The sequence below is a fragment of the Acinetobacter sp. LMB-5 genome, from assembly GCF_001541635.1.
In the GTDB taxonomy this organism is placed as follows: Bacteria; Pseudomonadota; Gammaproteobacteria; order Pseudomonadales; family Moraxellaceae; genus Acinetobacter; species Acinetobacter pittii.
On sequence record NZ_LRDR01000066.1, the window covers coordinates 1 to 462 of the forward strand.

Annotated in this window: 1 protein-coding gene; it reads right to left on the bottom strand. The window is 45.7% G+C overall.

From position 1 onward, the window contains the following. Positions 1–129: 129 nt before the first annotated feature. Positions 130–462 (bottom strand): hypothetical protein (locus tag AW165_RS19835; protein WP_212823921.1); only part of this gene is annotated, 333 nt, incomplete at its 5' end.

A 462-nucleotide genomic window follows, 5' to 3' on the forward strand; every position in this document is an offset into this window, starting at 1 on the left:
ACCATTGGCATCGTGGTAAGGTCGATTGGATTCAAGTGCATCTTCATATGACACTTTGGCCAGTACTTGACTGCTAAGGCACAGAGCGGGCAGCAGTAGTAACAGTTTTTTCATTGGATAGCTCCTTTACTATTTACATTGGGTAAAGGCGTTCACTTCGCCTTCATTTTTGATTTCCAGATCTCCGGTGGTGAGTGATTTCACTCGTATCTCAAGACCAACTTGCCAGTAATCGGATGTTTGGCTGATAAGGTAGGGCTTTTGACTCCCCGTTAGCTGGTAATCTTTATTAATAAAGATCTTGCCCAGTCCTAATGCTATGTAGGGGTGGGTGCCTTCGGGGCATGAAGGTTTTTCTACGATATCGCCGTGAGCAACGGTGTAGATATCCACCAAACCTTGGCTGACGATCTTCTGCGTGCCATCTGAGTTCAAAATGGTCACATCATGAGCGTTGGTGAT